Here is a 25,271-nt window from a genome sequence, read left to right on the forward strand (position 1 = left end):
CCAGGCGGACCATTTCGATGATCTGATGGACCGCCTTCTCCTTGAACTCGACGGAATACTTTCTAGGCATAGTTCAATCCTTCCTTAGCTGAGGTAGGAACTAAACCCAGGACGCTTCAGTCTTCGGGATTAGTCCAAGGAGTTGGATCCTCTTCCAACTGTTCCAGTGCTTCTGGAGCCAATTTCTTAACATCACTGCCCTTCGGGGATTGATAAGGAAACAGCTCCACCTGTGCGATTCCATCGGAACGATTACTTCCAGAATCTGATTGAACGTAATTTCTTAGGTGGTTTGCATTGTCAGCTGACTTAGCAAAATAGTCGCAGTGCCAATTTCCTCGCACCCAAGGTAATGCGTTGGCACCGTGGAGATTCAGCGGAGACGGGAGTATGAAATCACCTTCCCAAGGAACGAATGGGTCTTGGCTGTCTTTTGTGTCCGTGATATCGGAGGGCACTTTCAATTCCGTGATAGCGGAGAGTAGCTTTTCTTGTTCGGCAATCCATGAGCGTTTGGCTCGTTCGCACTGGGCATTGATTGCTTCGAGATCGAAATCGTTGTCAGTGGTATACCCCATGCGTGAGAAGAACATCATTAGTTTTTCTTTGGCCGATTTTTCATTTTTGGCTGTTTTTCCATTTTTGACTTCTTTTTCAACAGTGCTCCACAAAGCGTCTACGCTCTCGTAGGGACCGCCCAGAACCCAGTCGACGAATTCGTGAAAGCCTGGATTGAATGTAACTACTACGACCTTGGGATTGCTGAGATCACCCATAAAGGGTTGTGGAACGTTGGGGAAAAGGCGCGACTTTTCTTTCAGGGCTTTAGTATGGCCATTCGCATATCGAGCAGCAATTTTCCTTTGTTTGTCGCTCCAATGGGCCCAGTCCTCACTGTGAATGAGCGCTCGTTTAAGTTTTTCTCTTAAAGACTTTTTCGTTTCTTCTTCTCTTGAAGGATTGCCCGTTTTATCTACTTTTGAAGGATCCTCCGTTTCAGGGTCAAGGCTTTCGATTAGAGCTTGATAGCTTGAGATTCCCCCTGGAAAGACAAGGTTTTCATTCCAATCCTTATAGATGCTTCTTGCTGCATCCTCGGTAGGAGAGCTGTTGCTATTAGAACTGTTGGTCATCGGAGGTACTCAGGATAGAAGGGAATAAGATGGGGCATTCACCATCAATGGTTTGCATGAATGATGGTAAGTGATTTTTCTGTACTTCACAGGGCGCTAAATGAAGAACAGTCAAGGGCCGAGGAGCTCGGCGAACGGAATAGTATTGAACTTGGTAGTTCGTGCTTGAAATCAACTATGAGAACCCAACCCAAGGAGCCACCATGAACCAGCACAGTTTTCGCCACGTCGTTGTCATGGGAGTATCCGGCTCAGGCAAGACGACGGTAGGGGAGGCCCTGTCTCCACTGGTGGGGCTGGAGTATCGCGATGGCGATGATATGCACCCGCAGGCCAATATCGACAAGATGGCGGCGGGAACGCCGCTCAATGATGCGGACCGGGAACCGTGGTTGAAGCAGATTGGTCAGTGGCTGGCAGATAGGCCAGAAGGTGCGATGGTGGGCTGCAGCGCGTTGAAGCGCAAGTACCGGGATTTGATTCGCGAGTACTGCCCAGGCGTGGTGTTTGTCCACGTGCACGGGGACTTTGATGTGCTGCATGAGCGCATGCAGCACCGGCCGGGGCACTTTATGCCGGCGTCGCTTTTGCAGTCGCAATTCGATACCTTGGAGCCGCTGGAAGAAGACGAAACTGGCCGCGTCTTTGATGTGACGCGGCCAGTCGAGGAGATTGCCCAAAAGGCTGCTGCTTGGATTAAGACTGGGGCCTAAAAGAGCGCTGCTACTGCGTAGAGCACCAAGACTAGGGCGAAGCCGATAACGGAGATGAGCACCTGGTTGACCGTCCAGGTCTTGAGCGTGGTCATGGTGTCCATACCCATGAGGCGGCCGACGAGCCAGAAGCCGGAGTCGTTGACGTGAGAGCCGAAGACGGAACCGGCGGCAGTGGCCACCACGATGAGGGCGAGTTGGAGCTCGTTGAAGCCCCCGGCTTCCACGGCGGGAACCATGAGGGCGGCAGCGGTGGTGAGTGCAACGGTCGCCGAACCTTGGGCTAGGCGCAGTGCCACCGCGATGAGGTAGCAGGCCAGGATAACGGGGATGCCGAGACCGGAGAGGGAGTCGGCCAGGGCGTCGCCAATGCCAGAAGTGCGCAGTACTCCGCCGAACATGCCGCCGGCACCGGTGATGAGCACAACGGAACAGATGGGCCCGAGCGAGGAATCGACCAGCTTTTCCAGCGCAGTCTTTTCTACGCCGCGGCGCAGGCCCAGGACCACGAGTGCAATGAGCACGGTGATGAGCAGCGCGATCGGGGTCTGGCCCAGCATGACAAAGAACCGCACCCACGCGGCGTCGGCGTCAATGGTGCCATAGGAGACCAAAGCGTTGAGTCCGGTGTTGAAGAAGATGAGCACCATCGGGATGAGCAAGAGGGAAATCACCGTTGGGGCAGAGGCCGGCTTGAGGGGTTGCTCTTCTTCCGAAAGCACCGGGCCGGCGATGGCATCAGTAACCTTCAGCGGGAATTTCTTGCCGGAAAGCAGACCAAAGCGGTAACCGGAAATATACCAGGTAGGCAGTGCAAGCAGCAGGCCAACGAGGAGGACGAGGCCGAGGTCAGCGCCGTAGAACTCGCTCGCCGCGACGGGGCCCGGGTGCGGCGGCAGGTAGACGTGCATGACGGAAAACGCGCCGGCGGCGGGCAATCCAAAGGCAAGGACGGGTCCGTCTAGGCGGCGCGCTACGGCGAAGATAACCGGCAGCATCACGATCAGTCCGGCATCGAAGAAGATGGGAAAGCCCATAATCAGCGAGGCGAGGCCGAGGGCAAGGGGAGCCTTGGCTTCGCCGAAGCGGCGGACCATGGCGTCGGCAAGCGACTTAGCGCCACCGGAAGCTTCCACCAACCGGCCAATCATGGCACCCAGCCCCACCAACAATGCCACCGAACCAAGGGTGGAGCTAAAGCTTTCAGTCATGGTGGGCACGATTCCCTCGAGGGGAATGCCCGCAGCTAGCGCCGTGAGCGCGGAGACCACCAGCAGGGTGAGAAAAGCGTGGAGCTTGAAATAGATGACCAGCACCAAAATTACGGCGATGGCGGCCACCGCAATGCCTAGCAGCGGGCCGGTCGACAGGGTGGGTTCCCACGTATCCATAAAGCGGGCTCCTTTTCTTATGCAAACCTTTGAATACCGGCAACGTTAGCAGCCGCTCCGCTTGCCGACGTCCCCCTTCCTCCAAATGCGACCCAGCCGACACCCCCAAAGGGGCTGCGCATATAAAAGTCCCCTAGGCGACGGTCCAGGAGCCTAGGGGAGGGTGCAGGCAGTTTAGTCGAACTGGCCCTGGATGACAGCCGCCGCATCCAGCGGGGTCACGTGGTAGGAGATGGGGTTCTGGTTGGCGCCGGCCATGAGCGCGCCGGCGCAGGAGTGGCCTGCGCCCATCATGTGGCCCAGCTCGTGGGCGATGGTGCCCTGCAGTGCCTCTGGGTACATGGCATTAGCCATCTTGATAAAGACCATCTTGTGATCTGGGTAGGCGGAACCCTGTACGTAGCCGTTCGGGTCTGGCTTGTAGATGATGGCGACGGTGTCATCGTCTGCCTCGGAAGGCTTAACTTCCTTCAGGGAAGCCTTGCCGTCGAGGGCCTTGTTCCACTCGGCAACCGCGGCATCCAGCTGCTTGCGGTACGGGAATCCTTCGACCACCTTGTACTCCAGTACGCCGTCCTGGAAGTACGGCTTTACGGAGTCCTCGTCGTGGAGGATGGATGGATCCGGGACCGGCTTGCCATCGTTGGCTAGCTTGGTGATGGTCTTGCAGGTGCCCGGGGAGATGAGGGAGCGTACTGGGTCGCTCTTGGCGCTAGCGGCCGGTGCGGCGACGGTGCCAAGGATGGCGGAAGCGGCCAGGGTGGCGACAGAAAGCTTCTTGAAAGAAGGCATAGGCAGTGAGTTACCTTTCGGTTGATTTTAAGGTTCGCAGAGTGCGATATTCCCAGCAATATCCGTGGTAAACGGCATTGTGCGGGGTCTTATGCGTGCGAGCATATATCAGTTTCTTATTTGCTACAAAGGGAAAACTAAGAATGCAAAGTGTTGTCCACTTGCTTGTCATTACTGGTCGGCTCTGAAGAGTACTGCGTTCGCCCCGCTGTTTAGCGCTTGTCCCTTTTTCATGAGTAACACTGACTACACTGGCCCCCACAATCCACCGCGACCCCACTAGGAGGAAGCAATGTCTGTCCGTACCGTTTGCAGCAACTATGACTCCGTCAAGGCGTGGCAGGAGCCGCTGTATAAGGATCTGCACCAGCACCCGGAGCTATCCATGCAGGAAGAGCGCACGCTGGGCATTATCAAGGACAAACTTGCAGATCTTGGCTTCCACCACATTGAAGTAGGCGGCGGCGTAGTCGGTGTCTTAGAAAACGGTGCCGGGCCTACCGTCATGCTGCGCGCGGATTTCGATGGCCTACCGGTTAAGGAGGACACCGGCTTGGATTATGCCTCCACCGATACCGCCGTTGACCAGGAAGGAAACACGGTCCCCGTCATGCACGCCTGCGGCCACGATTCCCACGTGGCCAGTCTGCTGGGCATGGGCGCACTCATGGCGCAGGCTACCGACCAGTGGTCTGGCACGCTGCAGCTCATTTTTCAACCGGGTGAGGAGATTGCCGCCGGTGCCCAGTCCATGGTGGATGACGGACTTGTGGACAAGGTCGCCACGCCCGACGTAGTACTTGGCCAACATGTCTTTGCCAGCAACTTTCCCGCCGGCACCGTGGCGCTGGCCTCCGGCCCTTTCATGTCCACCGCGGTCAGCATGGACGTCAAGGTTTATGGTCAAGGCTCGCACGGCTCCATGCCGCACCTCAGCGTTGACCCCGTGGTACTGGCCAGCTCCATTGTCATGCGTTTACAGACGGTCATCTCCCGCGAACTCAACCCCTCCGAATTCGGCGTGTTGACCGTGGGCGCCATCAACGCCGGCTCGAAGGCCAATATCATCCCCTTCGAGGCCAACCTGAAGATCAATGTGCGTGCCTATAGCGAGCAGGTGCGCGATAAAATCACCGGCGCCATCGAGCGCATCGTCACTGCCGAGTGCCAGGCCGCCGGCAGCCCGCAGCCTGCCGAGTTCAGATACCACGATTCCTACCCGCTTACCAGCAACGATAAGGAAGCAACGGAGCGCCTTCAGGAAGCCTTCACGTCCTACTTCGGCCCCGACCGTGTACTTGACGCCGAACCCCTCACCGCCTCGGAGGACTTTTCCACCATTGCCCGCGCCTTCGGCGTCCCCTATTGCTTCTGGGTATTTTCCGGCCGCGAAGAAGAAAAGGATGTCCCCAATCACAGCCCGCACTTCGCCCCGCTGTTACAGCCCACCCTGCGCACCGGCACCGAAGCCCTTATCGCCGCTGCGATGAGCTACCTAGGAAACAACTAACCGAAACGCAGTATTCGGCCGTACAGCTCCAATGGTGTGTGCGGCCATGCCTTTTGGGATGCGCGCTGTATGAGGTAGCGGGGGAGTAGTCCGCAGGCTCCATAACCGCGAATCTGGTTCATGCATCGCTTTCCGACGCCCACTTCTTCCTCTACGCCCCAACCTGCAGACCTCTAAAACAGCTCCAACGCCCGGGCCTCGCTTGGGGCCACAGGGCGCTGGAACTGGTTCTCTCTATCTCTCTTGCGTTCTCTCGAACACGTAAATTAAAGATAACGCGCTAGGCTGCCATGGGTCTGGTATTTGCCTGTGAATATAGTGGCAATCATTTGACGGAGGGTAAGAAATAGCTCAATCAGGTTACGGGTATCAAGGTGGGGGCTTTTGGATCGATGAGCCTGATTCACAAGAGGCTTCTTTTGCGTAAGATTCTAGGGAAACTACAAGCGCGCTATCGGGTTGGGGTCGACAAGTCTTTAATTGTGCGCCAAGAGCAGTGTCAGAGGAGGAGAGATGGCACAACAATTTGATCCGGAGATGCATCGGCAAATGGGTGTCGAGGCGGACGTTGTATTGCGGGTGGGAATGCTCCTAATGGGTGCCGGCACCTCTGGTTATCGCGTACTTAGAGGGATGAAACGGAGTGCGCGAGCTTTGGGGTTTGACCATCTAGATGCCACAGTGGGTCTGACGCAGATTACCTGTACGTTTCACCGCGGCGAATACTTCCGGACGGTCATTGCTCGGCAACATTCGCCTGCAGTTGATGCCTCTCGGATTGAAGCCTTGGAAGATTTGACCCACAATCGCCTCTACGCTGGGATCACTGCTCAGGAATTAGCGGCGATGCTGGATGCTATTGAGCATAATGTCAAAAAGCGCTGGGGCGGTCTAATTCTTTCTTTCGCTGCCGCGATCGCATGTGCGGCGTTTGCGTATCTTAATTTTTTCCCGCTGGAAGCAGTGGGGTTGGTTGCTTTGGCGGCGTTTGCAGGCCAGTTTGTTCGTTATACAGTTCTCCACCGTCACGTTCATCAAATTGGAGGAGTGATTGCTGGTGGAGCGACGGCAAGCATTGTTTTCTTTTTGTTGACGGAGATTTTCGGAGCTTTAGGTTCGGTGGAGCCTAGTGAATTGTCCTCGGGCTTTGTAGCAGCTGTTTTATTCTTGATTCCTGGGTTTCCACTTTTCTCTGCTTTGATCGACATAGCCCGCTTTGATCTTGATGCGGGCATTGTCAGGTTGGGGTATGCTTTCACCGTTATATTTACGGCCGCTTTCACGGTCTCAATGGTTAGCTGGCTGACTAAACTTAGCCCTGACGCACCTGCGCCTGCACAGGATATGCAATGGTTTCTGTTGGCGCCGTTGGCAAGTTTTCTGGGCATTGCTGGGTTTGCTTTTCTTTTTAACTCTTCCCGCCGCATGGTCTTAGTAGCGGCGTGTGTTGGAACCGTGGCAAATGAGCTACGTTTGATTCTAATTCACGCGGGAACAACCATTTTCTTTGCAGCCTTTGTGGGTGGATTGCTTATCGGGTTGCTGGGGGCAGTAGCTTCTAAAAGGGCGCGTCTCCCTCGTATTACAACCACCGTTCCGGCCGCGGTGATTATGATCCCAGGGGTGACAATGTTCCGGGCAGTGTTTTATTTGAACGATGGTCAGATGGATCAAGCGTTGGCCAATGTAGCAACTGGAATGATGGTAGTTGGATCTATTGGTGCCGGTTTGGTCTTTTCTCGCCTGCTTACTGATAAGGATTGGGCCTTGGGCCGCCTAATTGATTTTGATAAAAAGCTTCCGCAGAGACCTTCTGCCACATAATGCCAAGGCTCTAGCTAGGGCAGTAAAACGCCTGCGGCCCTCGGAACCTAAAAGGAACCGAGGGCCGCAGGCGTCTCTCTCTACAAGGTGTTTCCATGTATCGGCTTAAAGCCGCCCTCTGGAAACAGAGGGTTCTCTCTATCTCTCTCGTATGCGCTCTCTTAAGCGCACGATTTCAGTAGGGGGCATTGGGCTGTAGTGCCCATGGGGTCTGGCTGTTGGGTTGCTGTTAGTGGCTGGGAATGGGGTGGGGAGGGCGTCGGAAAGCGGGGCAGAGGTAGAGCTGTGCAACATTGGAACATGAAAGTGACGTAGAACATAGTTCGTTTCTGTAGGGTGGGAGATATGCGCGCAGTTAAGCTGCGCTGTTTCACATGCTTGTAGAGCTACAGAATTGAGGTGAGGAGCATGTCTCCTCTCACAGCCCAACCCCCAGCCAGCGATGCCGCGCCGGCATGGGTGGAAGATACAGAAGATACAAAGCGCCAGCATCGCTCGGCCATTAAGGCGGCGTTTATCGGCACCTTCATCGAGTGGTTCGACTATGCGGCCTATATTTATATGTCCGCGATTATTTCCCGGGTGTTCTTCCCGGAGATGGAAGGCCGCCGCGCGCTGATTATGACGTTTGCGCTCTTCGCACTGTCATTCCTGGTGCGGCCGTTGGGAGGCATCGTGTGGGGTCACTTTGGCGATAAATACGGGCGCATCCACACGCTGACGGTGTCTATTGTGATGATGTCGGTGGCTACCGCGTGCATCGGTTTCCTGCCGGGGTATGCCACCATCGGCTTTGCCGCCTCCATCTTGCTCTTGCTGTGCCGCATGGTGCAGGGCTTTTCCGCAGCCGGAGAGTATGCGGGCGCGGCCACGCACCTAGCTGAGATTGCCCCGGCCGGCAAGCGTGGCATCTATTCGGCGGTGGTGCCGTCCGCGACGGCCTCGGGTTTGCTCTTGGGCTCGCTCATTGCGGCACTGCTGACTGGAGTCCTCGATGATGCCGCCCTGGATTCCTGGGGTTGGCGCGTACCATTCCTCATTGCGCTGCCTTTGGGTCTGTATGGCCTGTGGATTCGCCGCAACACGGAAGAGTCCTCCCACTTTGAGGATCAAGATGAGCCGGAGGAGTCCCCGCTGCGCGAGGTACTGAAGTACCCCAAGGCCCTGGCCATTGCCTTTGCGGGAGCGGTGCTCAACGCCATTGGCTTCTACGTCATTTTGACCTACCTGCCCACTTACCTGTCGGAGGAGTTGGGCATGGCCGCGACGCCGGCGTTTATCGCGTCCTCGGTGGCGTCCGCATTCTATGTGGGCTTTGCCTTGCTCACCGGCATGCTTTCGGATCGTCTTGGTCGCCGCACGACGATGCTGTGCGCGGCCGCCTTCATGGGCGCGACCATCATTCCGGCCTTCATGCTTCTTGACGGCGCCGGGCTCTTCCTTGTCATTATCATTCAGGTCTGCCTGGGTGGCGTACTGGCGCTTAACGACGGCGTCCTGCCCTCCTTCCTTTCCGAACAATTCCCAACCCACGTGCGCCTGTCCGGCTTCGCATTGACGTTTAATACGGCCAACGCTGTATTCGGTGGTACCGCACCGATGATTGCCACGTGGCTTATTGACGTCACTGGACTGCAGCTCGCCCCGGCTTTCTACTTGGTGGCCGCAGCACTGGTGACCGGCATCGCGGTTCTCTTCGCGTCGAAAAAGAATAAGCTGCACGAGTAGTACCTTGGAGTCGTGTAAAACGCCTGCGGCCCTCGGAACCTGAAAGGAACCGAGGGCCGCAGGCGTCTCTCTCTACAAGGTGTTCCCATGTATCGGCTTAAAGCCGCCCTCTGGAAACTGAGGGGTTCTCTCTATCTCTCTCGTATGCGCTCTCTCAAACGCATGATTTAAGTATGGGGTACGGGGCTGCTACTGCAATGGATTGCGCCTGATAGGTCGCTGCCAGTTGCTGAAAGTTTACTGTTAGCCCCGTCTGCCCATTGCGCCTAGTAGTCGTAACTTTCGGCGGTAATGGCATCTGCCCCAATGCGCTGCAGGTGCGTGCGGCGCTTCAGGCGGATGGCCGGGCGGGCTGCCATGCCTAGGCTGCCGAGAAGATAGAAGACGGTGGCGACCATTGACATGCCGGCCAGCGTCAGCACCGAGCCAAGGATGAAGACCACGGAGATGGCGATGTCATTGGCGATGGAAAACGTCTCGTACTTGTTTTTAATTTTGATTTCGTTGTTCTGCCCGAGCTTGATTTCTAGGTCGGGATCTTTTTCCTGTTCTGACATGATGTCTCCCACCTTGCCAGACAGGAAAAGTCCTTGTCGAGCCACCTTTTTTGTGCGATTATTGGAACATTCCCCAGATGGTGGCAAAGAGCACGATTAAGCCCATGACTGCCACAAAGTAGTTGGTCTTTTTACCGCGGAAGCGGGCTAGTGCCTCCACACGGTAGATGACCCAAATAGGCAGCAGGTAGGTCATGAAGGCGAAGAAGACGCCGCCTACGACAGAAATCATATCCAGGATGGAGGGGTTGAAAATTCCTACTAGAGACGTGGTGATGAAGATGAAGAGGTAGGTCCACAGGTCAAGCGTGCGCGTAGACATCTTCTTTGTGGCCTTCGGTGCAGCCAGGTTGAAGAGGTACTGGGTCCCCTCGATGGTGCCAAGGGCGTGGCCAAAGTAAGAGGAGGCCACCGCGAAGATTACAACAATGGGCGCCATGTAGGCCATAAATGGGGTGCCGGTTTCGTTGGCGAAGTAGGAGAGTACCGGTAGGTTCTTGTCATTAGCCTCCTGCATGCCGTCCGCGCCCATGGCCAGGGCGCAGGACCAGACGAAGAACATGGTGAAGATGGTCAGCAGGATGGCGGAGTTTCGGATGACCTTATCGGACTGCGCGTGGTGGTCCGCGCCGTATTCCTTCTCCATGCCCAGGGAGAACTGGGAGATGGCGGCGACGAAGGAGAAGGAGAAGACCAAGACTGGAAGGATGAGGATGATGGCCTTGAGGACGCCGCCGGCGCTGTGGTCGCCGGCTTCCAGGAAGGAGCCCAAGTCCCATTGCGGGATGAGGTAGAGCGATACCGCTGCGAGCGCCACGATGAGCGGGTAGACCACGAACTGGGCAATCTTGAGCATGATGGCGTTGCCAAAGGCGAGCGCGAGTGTCATGAGTCCCACGCACAGCGGCGCCAGGATGTAGCGGGAGATTTCTGGGCCGCCCAGCTGGTTGACTATGAAGCTATCGACCGTATTCGTAATCGATACGCCGTAGATAAGCACCACCGGGAAGATGGTGAACCAATAGATGATTGCCAGGATGATGCCATTGCCGCGGCCGAAGAAGTGGGTGAGTACCGCGAGGACATCTTCGCCGTGTAGCGGGGAATAGCTGATGATCCAGGAAAACGCGCGGTGGGCTAAGTAGGTCATCGGGAAGATGAGCAGGGTGGCTACCAGTAGCGGGATGAAGCCGAAGCTGCCGGCAGAAATCGGCAAGAAGAGGATACCTGCGCCCACGGCAGTGCCGAAGAGTGTGATTGTCCACTGGCTGTTGACGGCCTTATTGGTGGTCACCTGGCTGCTGTTGGGGGTGTCTGCGCCGCCGGTAGTGGGTGAACTGGCCGGTGAAGCAGGCGCATTCGCAGTCGTGTGAGACATAGAATTCATCCTTCAGTATTTGTGAATGAGCTAACATAAACAATCTATCTGAAGGATTTAGAGAGCGAAAGTAAATTTGTGATCTAAGTTAAATAAATGTTAAAGACCGCCGCACCGTGGGTGGTGCAGCGGTCTTTGGGAATCTTGTTAAGGTGCCGCAGCTAGCCCGCGATCAGGTTTTCTTCCTGCAAGAAATCGAGAGACACGGTGGTGTAGTCCTCACCGTCGACGTCGACGCGGGCGTTGAGTTCCTGCATCTTTTCGTCGTTAAGCAACTGCGAAAGGGGAACGAAGAGCTCTTCAATCTCTGGGCACTCGTCCAAGACCTCGGTGGGAACATCTGAAGCGGAGTGGTGACGCGTATGGGCAGGCGAGGGTAAGAAAGAAGGCCGCCGCACCATCAGTGGTGCAGCGGCCTTCTGAATGAGACTGGCTAGGAAACTATGTCCCTAGGGCAGAAGTGGGGTGTTCTTAGAACAGACCCTCAGCCTTCTTGCCGGTGTCCTTCAGGGTGTGCTCGCGGGAGTCAACGTTCTGGTCGTTGTGCTTGGAGTCATCACCGTTGATGCGGGAGGTCTGGGTTACCTCGATGTTGTTGATGAGGCGGCCTTCCTTGGTCTTGCCATCGCCGAAGTCCAGGTTCGCGATGCGGGCCTCTTCGCCAGCGTTAATCGGGTTAGCCAGGGTTACCTCGAAGGAGCGGGTGGAGGTCTTCTCGTTGAAGCCCAAGTCGCGGATGTGAGCGCCGTTAGAGGAACGCGGGGTGATGAGGCGGTCAACGCCCTTCGGGCCCTTAGCGGTCTTCACGTCAACACGGAACTGGGTAGCTGGGAACTCGCCGTAGTAGCGCTCGGAGCCAACGTTCTTAGCGCGCAGAGCAACGGTGCCTGCGAAGCCAGCGTGCTTAGCGCCCGAAACGGTCAGGTAAGGCTCGAGGTCGAGCTTGTGCTTGGAGTCCTTCTTGTCCTCCTTGGCGTCAACCTCTTCCTGCTTCTTCTTGTCGGCAGCCTCTTCGTTCTTGCCCTCTGCTTCAGAGACCTTCTCGGTTGCTTCCTTGGCGTTGCCCTCGGACTCCTTGACTACCTCTGCGTCAGCCTCGAGGTTCTTGTCCTCTTCAACGACCTTCGGGTCATTGACGTCGGTGGTGTTCTGAGCGTCCTTGTTAGGAGCGTAGGAGTCAGACAGCTTATCGTACAGCTTGACGCGAACCTCGTTCTTTACCGGCTGCATTGCGTTCCAAGCGGTCGGGGTGGACCAGGTGCCGTTTGGCTTGCAGTACTGCTGGGTACCAGTCATGTTCAGTACGCGGAAGCCGTAGGTAGCCTCGCCGGTGTGGTTTGGTGGAACGTCGTAAGGTCCGATGGACTGGCCAGCATCCCAAGACAGGGAGTAGGAAGCGCTAGCACCAATCTTGGTAGCGATCTCGTGAGAGATGCCGAAGGAGCCTTCAGCGCCCTTCTTGGAGCCCTTGCCGCCCAGGTTCATGGACGTGGTCTCGGTGCGGTCACCGTTGACGGAAAGGGAGATGGACTGAGACTTGGACAGATCCTGCTGCAGCGGGATGTCCTTCTTGGTCTGGTTGGTGGTGGAGATGGTGCCGGCCGGTAGGAAGCGGTCGGAGACCTTGTAGACCACGGTGCGGTGGTCTTCCCACGGGTTACATACCGGGCGAGGGTTCAGGATGTTCGCCTTCATGTGGTCGGAACCGTGGGTGGTGTGGATGATTGGCAGATCCGGGTTCAGAGCCGGGGTCTCCGGGTAGGACTCGGTCTGGGTAGCTGCGCCAGCCAGCGGTGCCGCGAATGCGGTGCCGGCGACGATGAGGCCGGCGGTCAGGCCGGTCATGCGACGACGGATCGACATATAGAACTTCTCCTAGGCAGGTAGAAAATGAATGAACTTATGAATGAAATCCAGCAACTCTCAATGTTGCGCTAAGAAGACGCTAAAACAGGCTCAGAATTAATTCATCTCTTAGATGTCTATATATTTGCCACGGCGGCGGGTGGGTATTTTTTATATAGGCCAAGCTGTTTATTGGTGTTTGTTCCCGCTAGGCGGCTGATAGTGCGTGAAAAAATATTGATGGATAATTGTCTATACAATACAGAATCGGCACCAAAGGAATGACCCCCTATCTGGGGGCGGTCGGGTGGCCCCTGGGAGGGGTTTAGGGGCCTGTCGAAAAGTTGTGGACACGTCACAATATACGTCGTGCGCTGCATTTAAGCGGGTTGGGAAGGGTTATAAAATGCCTAAGCGTGAATGTTACGTGACATAAGTTAAAGGCGTTTACATTGCAGAGGTTGACGTGTTCCGCAACTGGAACCTGCCGGGGCCTTCCGCTGAGGGGTAGCGGGTAGGGCTAGAAAAGGGCGGCTTCGGCAATAAGCATGAGCGCCGCGCAGATGGCCACGATGATGACGATGCGGTTGAGGAGGCGCCTATCTATAAAACGGTTGAGGTAGTTGGCGGCAACGAGACCCACGACAACGAGGGGGAAGTAGGCCGCCGCTGCGGTCACCTGAGTGCTGGTGATCTGCCCATTAAACGCCAGAATTATAAGAGAAATTAAGGTTCCGAGGACAAAGGTGCCCGCCAAGGTGCCGCGGGTGCGGTTTGGGTCGAAGCGCTTCATAATCAGCGCCATGGGCGGGCCGCCGATGGAGGTCGAGGTGCCCAGGATGCCGGAGGCTACGCCGGCGATGAGCGTATTGGCGGTGGTGGGGCGAGGGCTCCAGCCCAAGCTGGATAGCGTCATAGCAAGGAGTACGGCGCAACCGATGAAGATGGACAGCCCATCGGGAGAGAGGCTGGCGATTGCCCACGCGCCCACCAGGGAACCGGGAATGCGGGCGAGGGAGGAAATGCCCACCACGCGCCAGGATGTCTCGCGGAAGGTGCGCGCGAGCGTATAGCTGGAAATGCACAGTGCCAGCAGCAGAATGAGCGTGGGCACGAGCTCAGGTCGAATGAGCGCGATAATGGGCGTGGCAATGGTGCCTAAACCAAAGCCGATGGTGCCCTGAGTAATGGTGCCAGCGAGGATGAGGACGCCGATGAAGATAGAGGACCATGCGTCCACAGAGATTCCCAGAAACATAACGAGGGCTAAGTATATCTGGGTCTAGCCTGCATACAGAAACAATTAGAGGCGTGCGGTGGCCTTCTCATTGGCGGCGATTTCCTCTAAGCGCTCGGCCGGGCACATGCCGGCAACGATGACCGCGGAACCGCCAGCGGCTAGGGGCTCGAGCACGGCGCGGGAGAAAGACTCATTATCGGACCAGCCGGTAGAAAGTAGGCGCTCGGCGGTAGCGGGGGCATCGACAAGCTGGGGCAGTGGTTGGGTTTCTCCGAAGTACTGATCGCCGTAGAAGCGCACGGTGGGGCCAAAATCGATGGCGCCGGTGGGAAGCTCCCCGCCGGACTCGACCACGCCGCGGCCAAAGGGGTTCTCGCTAATGAGCACGATGTCGGCCTGGGGCTGGCGTTCGTGGGCGGCCGCGTAGCGGGAAGGGGAGGTAAAGACGACGTCGGCAAGCGCGGCAGACTCGCCAAAGCTATAGGAAGGGCCAGAAGCAAGGGCGCCCAAGGCCACAACGGCCGCCTGCCACGAGGAAGGAAGATCGATAGCGATGGTGGAATCCGCCTCTAGGTCGAGCTCTTCTTCCAGCATATTGGCGATCTTGGCCACCCAATTGTCGAGCGTTTGTGCGGAAAAATCCATGCGCGCGCCGGTGGACTCGTTGTATACGGTAAGCCGCGGGGAGGCGGCATCGGCACGCAAAAGATGGGCGAGTAGTTCCATACCCGCCCATCGTAGGGGAGAAGTGCTAGTTCACGCAGCGCGGGCCGTCGCCACCAGCATCGATCTCTGGGGAAACCTTGGCGGTACCGAAGTCGTTGCCTGGGGTGCCAACCGGCTGGCTGGACTTATCTTCCTCCGGCTGCTGGTCGCTGGCTTCCTTATCGGAAGGTCCCTGGTAATCATCGGTAGCAACCACGATGAGGGTGTCGTCATCGAGCTGCGTATTCTCTGCCACCGGCACCCCGCCCAGCTTCTTGGCCAGGGCCTTAGCTTCCTTGCTCGTCGGATCGGCGGCGACCACCTGCGACTCGCTGTAGATGCCCGGCTGCGCATTGGCGGAACGCTCCACCGTGTAGCCCTTGCCTTCCAGCCAAGAGCCGATGCCGGAGGCCAAGCCATCAATATTGCCGGCGTTGAGGACGTGAATATTGATATTCGGATCGACGTCCTTGTCCTTGTCCGCCTTTTCTTGCTTGTCCTTATCTTCGGCCTTGGACTCATCGGTGGCTTCATCGTGGGTCTTGGCCAGGTCATCCATGAAGCGGTGGACCTCGGCGGAATCGATGGTGACGATGGATTCGCCATAATCGCCCTGGCCGTCGATGGAGGTCACCGGGATAGTGGTGAAGGTGACATTGCCGCCGGCCAGACCGGCCAGCTGGGTAACAAAGCCCATGATGTCCCAGCCCTCATCGATGACTACGGAGCGCTCTACCGCCTTGGCAATCTTAGACAGCTTGGAAGGATTAGCCAGGGTGTCGTTGTCCAGGATCTTATTGACCAGGGACGCCATGAAGGCCTGCTGGCGCACGATGCGGTCGAGGTCGCCGCGCGGGAGGTTATAGCGCTGGCGCACGAAGGCTAGGGCCTTGGCGCCGTCGAGGGTCTGCTTGCCCTTGCTGAACTTAGCGCCAGACATGTCATCATCAACATCATCGTTGAGGCAGACATCTACGCCATCGACGGCGTCAGTGAGCAAAGTAAAGCCCAACAGGCCCACCTCGGCGTAGTGATCAATAGACACGCCGGTCAGGGTGCGCACCATGGCCAGCAATCCTTCGCGGCCGGCTTCGACGCCCTGCTTTTCGATGTCCTTATCCGAATGCGGCTTCTTTTTGCCCTTGGCCTCCGCCTCAGCATTTTCCTGCTCGAGCTCTTCCACCTTGGCGTTCTTATGGGAGGCGAAGACGGCATTCATCTTCATATTGCCGTAGTCCGGATCCTTGACATAGGTATCGCGCGGAATGGATACGGCGGTGGCGCGGGAACCGTCCTCCGGAACGCGGATGAGCATCATGGTGTCGGTATTTTCCTCACCATCGGCCACGCCGGCGTGCAGGTCCGCCAGTTCCTTCTCGGAGAGGGGATTGCCCTTGGCATCGGTGCGCGAATCCTTGCCCACCAGCAAGATATCTACTGCGCCATCGAGCGAGTTACCGGACAAGCCCTGGCCGTCTAGGGACAAGTCAGTGGCCGAAGACATGCCACTATCCAGCCGGCCTACGGTGGCATAACCCACGCCAGATACCACCAGGATCAAGGCAGACAGGAGTGCCACGATCGCCTTGATGGCCGTGGAACCTTTTTGCTTTACCGCACTAGCGGCAGAGGGCGCCGGCTGGATGGTGCGCGCCCGGCGAGTGTTCTCAGAAGTCACAAGTGGAGGCTTTCTAGATTGGTGGGGATCTGGAGACAGTTTAGGGCAGAAAAGCCAAAAATTAGTGATCCGTGTCCGATTTCGCGTGTTCGGGCAGTGTCCCTGCCCAGTGCGAGGAGCGTCTGTGACTAAGCTCGGGGCCATTGTGACTACACCAAATCAATCCCCGCTGGCCGTGATTACCGTGACCTATAGTCCCGGTGAATACCTCGGTAGTTTTTTGGACTCCCTGCCGAGCGCCTGCGCTCGCGGCACCAATGTTGTGCTTGCGGATAATGGCTCCACCGACGGCGTGCCCGAGGCCGCCGCCCGCGAACGTGCCGGGGTGGACTTTCTCGATACTGGCGGAAATATCGGCTACGGCGCTGGCATGAATGCGGGTGCCCGCTTCGCCCGCGAGCACGGTGGCGTGGACGAGGAATTTTTCCTTATCTCTAATCCCGATGTTGCCTTTACCCCGGGATCTATTGATCAACTCATTGAGTGCGCCCGCCAGTGGCCGGATGCTGCGGCCGTGGGCCCGCGCATCGTGGAGCCGGATGGCAGCAACTATCCCTCGGCCCGCGCCGTGCCCACCGTGGCTACCGGCATTGGGCACGCACTCTTTTCTTCGATCTGGCCGTCCAATCCATGGTCGCGCGCCTACCGCGATGAAGCCGATATGACCTCCCAGCGCCCAGCCGGATGGTTATCCGGTTCCTGCCTTCTTGTGCGCTGGGATGCCTTCGACGCCATTGGCGGATTTGATGAGCGCTACTTCATGTATCTCGAAGACGTAGATCTAGGAGATCGCTTCACGCGCGCCGGCTACCAAAACATCTTTTGCCCAGAGGCCGTCATCAGCCACGCTAAGGGGCATTCCACCCAAGCGCACGCCGGAGCGATGCTGCGCGCCCACCACAACTCCGCCTATCGCTTTCAGGCAGACCGCCACCCCGCATGGTGGCAGGCCCCACTGCGCGGCGCGTTGTGGTTGGGCCTGCGAGTCCGCGGGCTTATTGCCTCAGCCTCGGCACGTTCTTAAGGCTCGGTGCGCGTGCCGTTGAACTGGATTGCGCGCCATACGCTCTACACTGTCCCTCAGAAAATCACAGAATAAAACTGTCCGCATACATAAGGAAGACTATGACTGAAGCAGCCACCACCCACGGTGCCAGCACGGATGCAGTGATTCTCGTCGGCGGCCGCGGCACCCGCCTGCGCCCACTAACCATCGGTACGCCGAAGCCGATGCTGCCGACGGCAAACTACCCGTTCCTGCAGCACCTGCTCGCCCGCATCAAGGCCGCCGGCATCGAGCACGTCGTCATGTCTACTTCCTATAAGGCCGAGGTCTTTGAGGAGTACTTCGGTGATGGCTCCGAGCTGGGCCTAGAAATCGAGTACGTGGTGGAAGAGACCGCGCTCGGCACCGGCGGCGGCATCCGCAACGTCTACGACAAGCTGCGCAATGACACGGTCATGGTCTTCAATGGTGACGTGCTCTCCGGCATGGATCTGGAAGGCATCCTCACCACGCACCATGACAAAGACGCCGATGTCACCATGCACCTGCTCAACGTGGCTGACCCGCGTGCGTTTGGTTGCGTGCCGACCGACTCCAACGGCCGAGTTACTGCGTTCCTAGAAAAGACCGAGGATCCGCCAACCAACCAGATCAACGCCGGTTGCTATGTATTCAAGCGCTCCGTCATCGAGTCCATCCCGGCCAACCGCGTTGTTTCCGTGGAACGCGAAACCTTCCCAGGGCTCTTGGCTGAAGGCCGGCTGGTTGTAGGCCACGTAGACAACTCCTACTGGCGCGATATGGGCCGCCCGGATGACTTCACCCGTGGTTCCTCCGACCTAGTACGCGGCATCGCGCCTTCCCCGCTGATTGAGGGCAAGACTGGTGAATCCCTGGTAGATCCTTCCGCCGGAATCGCCGGTGGCGTGCTGTTGCTATCCGGTACCGCCGTGGGCCGTGGCTCCGAGGTGGGCGCGGGCTCCCGCCTGGAGGGCACCGTTGTCTTCGACGGCGTGCGCATTGAGCCCGGCGCCATCATCCACAACTCGATCATTGCCTCCGGCGCCCACATTGGCGCCAACGCGGTCATTGAGAACTGTGTCATTGGTGAAGGTGCCCACGTCGGCGCACGCTGCGAGCTTCTCGACGGCATGCGTGTCTTCCCCGGCGTTTCCATCCCCGATGCCGGCGTGCGTTTTAGCTCCGATGCTTAACGCTTTCGCCGTGGTCTGGGCACTGCACTAGGTCCAGCTGACATAGGTCGAACTGAGGACAATGGAGCCTCGGTTCGGCCTCTCTTTTTGTGGGGTCACCGAGCCCGCCTGTCCGCAACGGCCGACATGGTGCGGAATCAGTGCGGGCGCGGAGGGGGTGGATCCCTTCTTTGCGGCGTTGTGCGCGCGACACGCCGGAATTTCCTGAAAATTGTTGACAGAAAAACGGGGTACCACTACATGTAGTACCCCCTACCTACACCCCCATAGGGGATCAGTTGTTACAGATGTGACGGATGGGGATCGTGTGCTGCGTTTTTGCCGGAAAGCGCGAAGAAGCCGCCAATTCGGGTTGACGATATTTAGTGATCCGGTGTGAAATTACATCAGTGAAAGAAACAGCGGCCGGCGCCGTTACTTCCACACCATCCCGGCGGGGTTGTCCAAGGGGAATGTGGTGTACAGTCGGTCGCACTGATGAGATTTACCCAACCTCGGAGAAAGGAAAAGGCGTGGACAAAATGGCTAATAACAACGCCATTCTCCGTGGCGGTGCTGCTGCAGAGATGTCGCTCGATGAACTCTTCGGTGCCGTCGAGCAGGAGTGGCAGGACCAGGCGCTGTGCGCACAGACCGACCCTGAAGCATTCTTCCCTGAAAAGGGAGGCTCTACCCGTGAGGCCAAGCGCATCTGCCAGGCCTGCGCGGTACGCGATGAATGCTTGGAGTACGCGCTGGAGCACGATGAGCGCTTCGGTATTTGGGGCGGGCTATCGGACCGCGAGCGCCGCCGCCTCAAGCGCGAGATTGGATAATTAAGGTGTCCAGTGAGGCCCCTGGCTAGCACGCAATGTGCGGCCAGGGGCTTTTCTGCTGCCGCGAAACCTGGCGGATTCTAGTGGTCGTGGAAACACTTCTTATGTTTCGGTTGAGTTTATCAGTGCGGCCATTTTCTCGGCTGGTGTTTGAAAGCCCAGGGTTTTGCGGGGGCGGCGGTTGAGTTGCATGGCGACGAATTCTAGGTCCGCTGCACTGTGGACGCTTAGGTCTGTTCCTTTGGGGAAGTACTGCCTTAGTAGTCCATTGGTGTTTTCATTGGTGCCTCGCTGCCACGGCGAGCCAGGATCGCAGAAGAACACGGGACAGTTTGTCGCTACAGAAAAGGCCTTATGGCAGGCCATTTCACTTCCCTGGTCCCAGGTAAGTGATCCTTTGAGATGATCTGGCAAGCCAGCGATCGCTTTAGTAAGTGCTTCATTTACTTCGGTAGCACTATGCCCATTAGGTAGATGCAGCAAGATGACATAGCGCGTGGTTCGCTCTACTAGCGTCCCAATTGCAGACTTATTGCCCGCGCCTAGAATGAGGTCGCCTTCCCAATGACCTGGTACGGCTCGGTCGTCTACTTCTGCTGGCCGGTCGGAAATCATCACTATAGGGTCAACAAACCGCTTGCGGGAACTGCGCGTGCCACGAGGTCGACGTTGGGCGTGACCGCGACGCAGTGCAGCAGCGATTTCCTTTTTCAACTCGCCTTTAGCCTGGAAATACAAAGACTGATAAATAGTTTCAGGACACACGTACATAGTCTCATCACCGGGATAGCGACTGCGCAACCGCCCAGAAATCTGCTCCGGCGAGTACCTATCTTTCACCATCGCCCAGACCACGGTGCGCAAGCGTGGATTGGCATCAATCTTGCGCTTTTTCGGTCTAAACCTACGCAACACCGATTTACGGTGCGCATACGTGGGAAGATACACCCCAAATTCATCCCGGTTGCGTTTAAGTTCCTTGCTGATAGTTCCAGCAGAGCGCTGAAGACGCCGAGCTATCTCACGTACACCTTTGCCTTGCCGGTCAAGATCAAAGATGAGCTCGCGTTCTTCTATCGATAAGTAGCGCGAAGAGATACGCCTATCGATACGCTGTTGGGAAATAACCTGGACTGGAACTGCTTGGCGACCATCAACGTACTCGATTACCTGCATAAGCCTGTTATACAGCGCCACATCCGGGCCATCCGGGACAAAAGGCACACGCCCGGTGGAAAGCTTAATGACGCCTTTGTCTATATCAGCAGCATTACGCGGATGAATGCCACAGGCTAAAGCGGCATCTTTGCGTCCTAAAGCATTTACACGCAGTTGCAGATAGCTACACCGGCGAGTTGTTGCTGCAGCTTTGCGGCCGTACGGATTGCGTTTCCACAAACCAAGCTCAATACCGATGCGGTACACCGGAGAAGAGCCTATAGAAAGCTGGCGCGCAATATCCATCGGTGCCACACCTTCCAGCCACAGGCGAGCTATTTCCTCACTGTCAGCCGAGCTAATGCGCCTGCGGCGCTTGCGCGGCAAGTCCAACTCACCAGCAAGCCGATAAGCCACCGACCGCGGTAAACCAACCACACCAGCAGCCGCCCGTATTGAACTACCAGCCCGAACCAACGACGCAAACCGCGCCACAACAGCAGAATCCGGAACCCATTTCGACTCCACACAATCACCTAACCCATGTCAGGTGTTTCCACGACCACTAGAAATCAAGCCTACTGGGGCTACCAGCTATAGCGCGGGTCCACTTCTTCGGGGTCCAAGTTTAGGTAGTTGGCCACCAGCGCGGTAATAACGGTGCCCAGGAGTTCGGAACGCTCGGACGGGGTAGAGGCACGTTGCTCAATAGGCATGCGGAAGATGACCAGGCGCGCGCGGGTGGGCTGGCCCTCGGAATCTACACCGGCGGGAACCACGCGGCCGAGGGGAACTGGGCCATCGGCGATAATCTCATCCGGTAGTACGGTCATATCGGGAGAAAGCCGCATGCGCGGGATGGTGTCTACGGCCAAGTCGAGGCCACGCAATTGTGGCGCGAAGGCGTTTTGGATGGGGGCATAGGCCTCCAATACGGCCATGTCGAAGTGCTCGCGCGCGCTGCGGTAGCGCGGGGTCTGCTGGGGGAGGAGAGGTCCGCGCATGCCGTGGCCGTGGCGGTCGCGGGCGGGGCGGATATGCGGGCGAGCGGCGGTCATGACCCTGATTCTAAGGTGCTGGCGGGCCGGATTTAGCGGAGCCACGCCGGGGCGAAGACTATCTAAATCTCAACCAAGGGTTTAGACTTATGCGCTGTGACTATTTCTCGCCATTGCTCCCGCCCAGGCTGCGGCCGCCCCGCCGTGGCGACATTGACCTACGCTTACGCGGACCAGACGGCCGTCGTTGGACCGCTGGCGGAAGAGGAGAACCCACACAGTTGGGACCTATGCGCCACCCACCGCGACCGCATCTCCGCCCCAGTGGGCTGGGAACTGGTCCGCGTGGACCGCATCGAGCTGGATGAGGAAGATGACCTGATGGCCTTGGCAGAGGCAGTCAAGGAAGACGGCCGCGTGACCACCGGCTTGGTCGATGACCGCAGCGCCGGCTCCGGTGCCGACCCAATCGACTACTCCGCCACCTTTGATGGGGCAGACCCCGCCAATTCGAATCACCCGGTCTTTCGCACCCGTCGCGTGGCTTATGCCAAAAAGGCGCGCCGCGCACATCTTTCCGTTGTGCCCGATGAATCGGCGCCCGCGGAACCGGACCAGGACTGACACGAACCCCGTGGTGCGGTAGTTTCCCAGCGAGCGGGGGTACTATTGCAGGTTATGCGAACTCGTGAGCATCTTGATGCAGTAATTAAGGCCTATGACGTCCGTGGCGTGGTGGGCGAAGATATCGATGAGAACTTCGTGCGCGATACGGGCGCCGCGTTTGCCGCCATCCTGCGGGAAGAAGGCGAAAATACCGTGGCAGTCGGCCACGATATGCGCCCGTCCTCGCCGTCTCTGGCGCGCGCTTTTGCTGAGGGCGTGACCTCGCAGGGCCTCAACGTGACCCTGCTGGGGCTAACCTCTACCGACGAGCTCTACTACGCCGCCGGTTCCCTGGAGTGTGCGGGCGCTATGTTTACCGCCTCCCATAACCCAGCCAAGTACAACGGCATTAAGCTCTGCCGCGCTGGCGCGGTACCGGTGGGCCAGGAGACCGGCTTGGAGCAGATTAAGCAGATGCTTATCGACGGCACCCCGGAGTTCACCGGTACCGAGGGCGCAATTGCCGAGCAGGAGATTTTGGCCGGCTACGCCGACTTCCTGCGCAAGCTGGTGCCGCTGGAGGATTCCAAGCCGCTCGTTGTAGCCGTTGACGCTGCCAACGGCATGGGTGGCCACACCGTGCCGGCCGTCTTCGATGGCTTGCCTTTCGACGTCCGCGATTTGTACTTCGAGCTCGATGGCACTTTCCCGAACCACGAGGCTAACCCCTTGGACCCGAAGAACCTTGTAGACCTGCAGAAGTTCACCGTGGATCAGAAGGCCGATATTGGCTTGGCTTTCGACGGGGATGCGGACCGCTGCTTCGTGGTGGATGAAAAGGGCCAGCCGGTTTCTCCGTCTGCCATCTGTGCTCTGGTGGCTGAGCGCTACCTGGAGAAGTTCCCCGGCGCTACCATCATCCACAACCTGATTACCTCCAAGACCGTGCCGGAGCTCATTAAGGAAAAGGGCGGCACCCCGGTGCGCACCCGCGTGGGCCACTCCTTCATCAAGGCGCAGATGGCCGAGCACCAGGCCGCCTTCGGTGGCGAGCACTCCGCGCACTACTACTTCCAGGAGTTCTGGAACGCCGATTCCGGCATGCTTGCTGCAATGCACGTATTGGCCGCTCTGGGCCAGTCCGATAAGCCGCTGAGCGAGCTCATGGCGGAATACTCCCGCTACGAGGCCTCCGGTGAGATCAACTCCACCGTGGAGGACCAGAAGGCCGCTACCCAAGCGGTGCTGGATGAGCTGGCGGATAAGATTGACTCCGTCGATGAGCTCGATGGCGTGACCGTCGAGCTCAAGGGAACCGAGGCATGGTTCAACGTGCGCGCGTCCAATACGGAGCCGCTGCTGCGCCTGAATGTAGAGGCAAAGACCACCGACGAGGTGCAGTCCATCGTCGACGAGGTCCTTGCCATCATTCGCCGCTAAACTTCGGCGCGCGAGTGGGAGACCATGTCCTCCCACTCCACAAACTTCTTACGCTCGCGGCCCTCGCGCTCGCCTAGGGCGCGCTCTGCCGCGTCCAAGCGCTGCCAATCCTGCCACGTCAGGTAATCGATACCGCGTTCAGCAAAGACTTCGGTGATATCCGCGGTGCTGGAGGGGGAGGGGAGGGTGCCAGAAGCGGCGTCGGCAAGCAGCATGCCAATCGTCTCCGTGGCATCGGACTTGGTATTGCCAATCAGCCCCACCGGGCCGCGCTTAATCCACCCGGTGGTGTAGAGACCCGGTACTACCGCGCCGGCCGCATCGATGACATGGCCGCCATCGTTATTGATGACGTTCTTGTCCTGGTTAAAGGGCACGCCATCGACCGCATCGGAGCGGTAACCGGTGGCGAAGTAGACTGCCTGCACCGGCCATTCGGTGAATTTGCCGGTGCCGTGCACGCTGCCATCGCCGTTGAGCGCGGTGCGCTCGGTTTTGATGCCGTTGACCTTGCCGTCCTCGCCCAAAATCTCTACCGGCTGCTCGAAGAGGTGGATCTGCAGGGTGTGTGGTGCCTCCTTGGGATCGCGGATGGCATACTGCTCGAGCACCTGGCACACCAGGTCGGTGGACTTGCTCTCCTGGCGCGCGGTTAGCGAGGCTTCGTCATAGTCGATGTCCTCGGGGGAGACCACAACATTAATGGACTCAGAATGGTCCAGTTCCTTGAGCTCCTGCGGGGTGAACTTGGCCTGCGCCGGGCCGCGGCGGCCGAAGACGCGAACGGTCTCAGCCTGGTTCTTGGCCAGGGACTCGTAGACATTATCGGGGATCTCGGTGACCTTGAGCTCATCGCCGGTTTTGGCCAAGATGCGGGAGACGTCCAGGCCCACATTGCCCACGCCAATGACCGCCACCTCCTTGGCGGACAAATCCCAGTCGCGTTCGAAGCGCGGGTTGCCATCGTAGAAGCCCACGAATTCGCCGGCGCCATGCACGCCGTCCAAGTTCGCGCCAGGGATATCACGGTGGCGGTCGCCCACGGCGCCGGTGGCAAAGACCACGGCATCGTAGTGCTGCTGTAGCTCGTCGACGGTGATGTCACGGCCGATGTGCACGTTGGTCAACAGGCGAATCTGCTCGGTGTCGAGCACGCGGTGCAAGGACTTGATGATGCCCTTAATGCGCGGATGGTCCGGCGCCACGCCATAGCGGATAAGGCCGAAGGGTGCGGGCATCTGCTCGATGAGGTCAATCTGTACCTCGCCGCCGGTCTTTTTCACCAGTATATCGGAGGCGTAAATGCCGGCTGGGCCTGCGCCGATGACGGCTACCTTCAAGGGTTGATTCATGCTGCGTGAATGCCTTTCTCTTAATCGCGGGGTCTAGACCGCTAGGTTCATTTTTGTGGCTTATCTTTCTGGCAATTGAACCGTTTAGTCTAGGTTGCGGCAAGGAGTTGAATTAGATTCTAAAAACATACTGCCGTTTATGCAGTGCACGGCGATTTTTTACTTGAAAATAAAAAAGACCGCTTTGT

22 protein-coding genes are annotated in these 25,271 nt (G+C 57.9%); 9 read left to right on the forward strand and 13 right to left on the reverse strand.

Annotation, left to right across the window (positions count from 1 at the left end; all coding sequences use genetic code 11):
• Positions 1-116: 116 nt before the first annotated feature.
• On the reverse strand, positions 117-1,133 hold the full coding sequence (locus MHY22_RS07190) for a hypothetical protein (RefSeq protein ID WP_239278715.1): 1,017 nt from the start codon (positions 1,131-1,133) through the stop codon (positions 117-119).
• Between the two features lie 203 nt (positions 1,134-1,336).
• On the opposite strand from MHY22_RS07190, the gene MHY22_RS07195 reads away from it, so the two are divergent.
• On the forward strand, positions 1,337-1,846 hold the full coding sequence (locus tag MHY22_RS07195) for a gluconokinase (protein ID WP_239278716.1): 510 nt from the start codon (positions 1,337-1,339) through the stop codon (positions 1,844-1,846).
• Here MHY22_RS07195 and MHY22_RS07200 read toward each other — a convergent pair.
• Together MHY22_RS07200 and MHY22_RS07205 are read right to left on the reverse strand one after the other, a co-directional pair.
• Complete coding sequence (locus tag MHY22_RS07200; RefSeq protein ID WP_239278718.1) at positions 1,843-3,237, reverse strand: GntP family permease; 1,395 nt, start codon at positions 3,235-3,237, stop codon at positions 1,843-1,845. The two genes, MHY22_RS07195 and MHY22_RS07200, sit on opposite strands and share 4 nt — an antisense overlap.
• Positions 3,238-3,411: 174 nt before the next feature.
• Positions 3,412-4,029 carry a M48 family metalloprotease gene (locus MHY22_RS07205; RefSeq protein WP_239278719.1) on the reverse strand — a complete coding sequence of 206 codons (618 nt, stop codon included), beginning with the start codon at positions 4,027-4,029 and terminating at the stop codon, positions 3,412-3,414.
• A gap of 292 nt (positions 4,030-4,321) precedes the next feature.
• Here MHY22_RS07205 and MHY22_RS07210 point away from each other — a divergent pair, with 292 nt between their 5' ends.
• The 3 genes from MHY22_RS07210 to MHY22_RS07220 all read left to right on the forward strand — a co-directional run bounded on the left by MHY22_RS07210 (position 4,322) and on the right by MHY22_RS07220 (position 9,091).
• Positions 4,322-5,539, forward strand: a complete 1,218-nt coding sequence (locus MHY22_RS07210; protein ID WP_239278720.1) for an amidohydrolase — start codon at positions 4,322-4,324, stop codon at positions 5,537-5,539.
• A gap of 513 nt (positions 5,540-6,052) precedes the next feature.
• On the forward strand, positions 6,053-7,363 hold the full coding sequence (locus MHY22_RS07215) for a threonine/serine exporter ThrE family protein (protein ID WP_239278721.1): 1,311 nt from the start codon (positions 6,053-6,055) through the stop codon (positions 7,361-7,363).
• A 408-nt stretch (positions 7,364-7,771) separates the two neighbouring features.
• A complete protein-coding gene (locus MHY22_RS07220; protein WP_239278722.1) occupies positions 7,772-9,091 on the forward strand; it encodes an MFS transporter in 1,320 nt (439 codons plus the stop codon).
• 266 nt (positions 9,092-9,357) lie between these two features.
• Here the strand turns inward: MHY22_RS07220 and MHY22_RS07225 are convergent, their stop codons facing one another.
• The 7 genes from MHY22_RS07225 to MHY22_RS07255 form a co-directional block, all read right to left on the reverse strand.
• Positions 9,358-9,648, reverse strand: coding sequence for a YrhK family protein (locus tag MHY22_RS07225; RefSeq protein WP_239278723.1), 291 nt, complete (start codon positions 9,646-9,648; stop codon positions 9,358-9,360).
• A gap of 58 nt (positions 9,649-9,706) precedes the next feature.
• Positions 9,707-11,026, reverse strand: a complete 1,320-nt coding sequence (locus MHY22_RS07230; protein WP_239278724.1) for an amino acid permease — start codon at positions 11,024-11,026, stop codon at positions 9,707-9,709.
• Positions 11,027-11,187: 161 nt separating this feature from the next.
• Positions 11,188-11,349 carry a glycine betaine ABC transporter substrate-binding protein gene (locus tag MHY22_RS07235; protein ID WP_239278725.1) on the reverse strand — a complete coding sequence of 54 codons (162 nt, stop codon included), beginning with the start codon at positions 11,347-11,349 and terminating at the stop codon, positions 11,188-11,190.
• A gap of 148 nt (positions 11,350-11,497) precedes the next feature.
• Complete coding sequence (locus MHY22_RS07240; protein WP_239278726.1) at positions 11,498-12,889, reverse strand: hypothetical protein; 1,392 nt, start codon at positions 12,887-12,889, stop codon at positions 11,498-11,500.
• A 502-nt stretch (positions 12,890-13,391) separates the two neighbouring features.
• Positions 13,392-14,129: a sulfite exporter TauE/SafE family protein gene (locus MHY22_RS07245; protein WP_239278727.1), complete on the reverse strand. Its 738-nt coding sequence runs from the start codon at positions 14,127-14,129 to the stop codon at positions 13,392-13,394.
• 45 nt (positions 14,130-14,174) lie between these two features.
• Positions 14,175-14,837: a TIGR03089 family protein gene (locus MHY22_RS07250; protein ID WP_239278728.1), complete on the reverse strand. Its 663-nt coding sequence runs from the start codon at positions 14,835-14,837 to the stop codon at positions 14,175-14,177.
• A gap of 25 nt (positions 14,838-14,862) precedes the next feature.
• A complete protein-coding gene (locus tag MHY22_RS07255; protein ID WP_239278730.1) occupies positions 14,863-16,494 on the reverse strand; it encodes an LCP family protein in 1,632 nt (543 codons plus the stop codon).
• Positions 16,495-16,618: 124 nt separating this feature from the next.
• On the opposite strand from MHY22_RS07255, the gene MHY22_RS07260 reads away from it, so the two are divergent.
• The 3 genes from MHY22_RS07260 to MHY22_RS07270 all read left to right on the forward strand — a co-directional run bounded on the left by MHY22_RS07260 (position 16,619) and on the right by MHY22_RS07270 (position 19,529).
• Positions 16,619-17,518, forward strand: coding sequence for a glycosyltransferase family 2 protein (locus MHY22_RS07260; protein ID WP_239278731.1), 900 nt, complete (start codon positions 16,619-16,621; stop codon positions 17,516-17,518).
• 101 nt (positions 17,519-17,619) lie between these two features.
• Entirely contained in the window at positions 17,620-18,714 is a 1,095-nt protein-coding gene (locus tag MHY22_RS07265; protein ID WP_239278732.1) for a sugar phosphate nucleotidyltransferase, read from the forward strand.
• A 566-nt stretch (positions 18,715-19,280) separates the two neighbouring features.
• The gene (locus tag MHY22_RS07270; RefSeq protein ID WP_005528147.1) at positions 19,281-19,529 is read left to right on the forward strand and encodes a WhiB family transcriptional regulator; all 249 of its coding nucleotides are present in this window, start codon (positions 19,281-19,283) and stop codon (positions 19,527-19,529) included.
• 102 nt (positions 19,530-19,631) lie between these two features.
• Here MHY22_RS07270 and MHY22_RS07275 read toward each other — a convergent pair whose 3' ends face one another.
• Both MHY22_RS07275 and MHY22_RS07280 read right to left on the reverse strand, forming a co-directional pair.
• A complete protein-coding gene (locus MHY22_RS07275; protein WP_239278790.1) occupies positions 19,632-20,705 on the reverse strand; it encodes an IS30 family transposase in 1,074 nt (357 codons plus the stop codon).
• Positions 20,706-21,274: 569 nt separating this feature from the next.
• Positions 21,275-21,745 carry a metallopeptidase family protein gene (locus tag MHY22_RS07280; RefSeq protein ID WP_005322429.1) on the reverse strand — a complete coding sequence of 157 codons (471 nt, stop codon included), beginning with the start codon at positions 21,743-21,745 and terminating at the stop codon, positions 21,275-21,277.
• A 96-nt stretch (positions 21,746-21,841) separates the two neighbouring features.
• Here MHY22_RS07280 and MHY22_RS07285 point away from each other — a divergent pair, with 96 nt between their 5' ends.
• Positions 21,842-22,309 (forward strand): DUF3499 domain-containing protein, encoded by a 468-nt coding sequence (locus tag MHY22_RS07285; RefSeq protein ID WP_370658843.1) that lies wholly within the window; start codon positions 21,842-21,844, stop codon positions 22,307-22,309.
• Positions 22,310-22,363: 54 nt separating this feature from the next.
• On the forward strand, positions 22,364-23,731 hold the full coding sequence (locus MHY22_RS07290) for a phosphomannomutase/phosphoglucomutase (protein WP_239278733.1): 1,368 nt from the start codon (positions 22,364-22,366) through the stop codon (positions 23,729-23,731).
• Here the strand turns inward: MHY22_RS07290 and MHY22_RS07295 are convergent.
• On the reverse strand, positions 23,728-25,083 hold the full coding sequence (locus tag MHY22_RS07295) for an FAD-dependent oxidoreductase (RefSeq protein WP_239278734.1): 1,356 nt from the start codon (positions 25,081-25,083) through the stop codon (positions 23,728-23,730). The two genes, MHY22_RS07290 and MHY22_RS07295, sit on opposite strands and share 4 nt — an antisense overlap.
• Positions 25,084-25,271: the final 188 nt, after the last annotated feature.

Origin of the sequence: Corynebacterium sp. ACRPO, from assembly GCF_022347205.1 — a bacterium.
Lineage (GTDB): Bacteria > Actinomycetota > Actinomycetes > Mycobacteriales > Mycobacteriaceae > Corynebacterium.

Coding starts and splice junctions, on each gene's coding strand:
- MHY22_RS07245 (WP_239278727.1), bottom strand. CDS start 14,129: ATGTTTCTGGGAATCTCTGTGGACGCATGGTCCTCTATCTTCATCGGC.
- MHY22_RS07265 (WP_239278732.1), top strand. CDS start 17,620: ATGACTGAAGCAGCCACCACCCACGGTGCCAGCACGGATGCAGTGATT.
- MHY22_RS07200 (WP_239278718.1), bottom strand. CDS start 3,237: ATGGATACGTGGGAACCCACCCTGTCGACCGGCCCGCTGCTAGGCATT.
- MHY22_RS07280 (WP_005322429.1), bottom strand. CDS start 21,745: ATGACCGCCGCTCGCCCGCATATCCGCCCCGCCCGCGACCGCCACGGC.
- MHY22_RS07240 (WP_239278726.1), bottom strand. CDS start 12,889: ATGTCGATCCGTCGTCGCATGACCGGCCTGACCGCCGGCCTCATCGTC.
- MHY22_RS07295 (WP_239278734.1), bottom strand. CDS start 25,083: ATGAATCAACCCTTGAAGGTAGCCGTCATCGGCGCAGGCCCAGCCGGC.
- MHY22_RS07270 (WP_005528147.1), top strand. CDS start 19,281: ATGTCGCTCGATGAACTCTTCGGTGCCGTCGAGCAGGAGTGGCAGGAC.
- MHY22_RS07225 (WP_239278723.1), bottom strand. CDS start 9,648: ATGTCAGAACAGGAAAAAGATCCCGACCTAGAAATCAAGCTCGGGCAG.
- MHY22_RS07275 (WP_239278790.1), bottom strand. CDS start 20,705: ATGCAGGTAATCGAGTACGTTGATGGTCGCCAAGCAGTTCCAGTCCAG.
- MHY22_RS07230 (WP_239278724.1), bottom strand. CDS start 11,026: ATGTCTCACACGACTGCGAATGCGCCTGCTTCACCGGCCAGTTCACCC.
- MHY22_RS07190 (WP_239278715.1), bottom strand. CDS start 1,133: ATGACCAACAGTTCTAATAGCAACAGCTCTCCTACCGAGGATGCAGCA.
- MHY22_RS07220 (WP_239278722.1), top strand. CDS start 7,772: ATGTCTCCTCTCACAGCCCAACCCCCAGCCAGCGATGCCGCGCCGGCA.
- MHY22_RS07290 (WP_239278733.1), top strand. CDS start 22,364: ATGCGAACTCGTGAGCATCTTGATGCAGTAATTAAGGCCTATGACGTC.
- MHY22_RS07195 (WP_239278716.1), top strand. CDS start 1,337: ATGAACCAGCACAGTTTTCGCCACGTCGTTGTCATGGGAGTATCCGGC.
- MHY22_RS07205 (WP_239278719.1), bottom strand. CDS start 4,029: ATGCCTTCTTTCAAGAAGCTTTCTGTCGCCACCCTGGCCGCTTCCGCC.
- MHY22_RS07215 (WP_239278721.1), top strand. CDS start 6,053: ATGGCACAACAATTTGATCCGGAGATGCATCGGCAAATGGGTGTCGAG.
- MHY22_RS07250 (WP_239278728.1), bottom strand. CDS start 14,837: ATGGAACTACTCGCCCATCTTTTGCGTGCCGATGCCGCCTCCCCGCGG.
- MHY22_RS07210 (WP_239278720.1), top strand. CDS start 4,322: ATGTCTGTCCGTACCGTTTGCAGCAACTATGACTCCGTCAAGGCGTGG.